General features: G+C 58.8%; 1 protein-coding gene. It reads left to right on the top strand.

The features are described from left to right. The coding region (locus SB754_RS21485; protein WP_410784352.1) for a cytochrome c oxidase assembly protein at positions 1-228 on the top strand (228 nt) is incomplete at its 5' end. Positions 229-255 lie beyond the last annotated feature (27 nt).

The raw sequence follows: 255 nt of genomic DNA, 5'->3' as shown, positions 1-255 counted from the left end.
CTTGAGGACCAGCAGCTCGGCGGATCCATCATGTGGGGAGTGGGCGAAATTCCCACCGTAATGGTGGCCATTGGCGTGGCCCTGCAGTGGTCGCGGACCGATGCCCGCGAAACACGGCGTAAAGACCGGGCGGCCGACCGGAATAATGAGGCTGAACTGGCTGCTTACAACAACATGTTTGCCAATCTGGCGAAGCGGGATGCCAGCAGCTCTGAAGGAGATCGTTAATGACTGAAACCGTGCGTGCCGATTACC

Origin of the sequence: Leifsonia sp. SIMBA_070 (genome assembly GCF_046534635.1) — a bacterium.
Taxonomy (GTDB): Bacteria; Actinomycetota; Actinomycetes; order Actinomycetales; family Microbacteriaceae; genus Leifsonia.
This window is presented reverse-complemented; position numbering and strand designations above follow the sequence as displayed.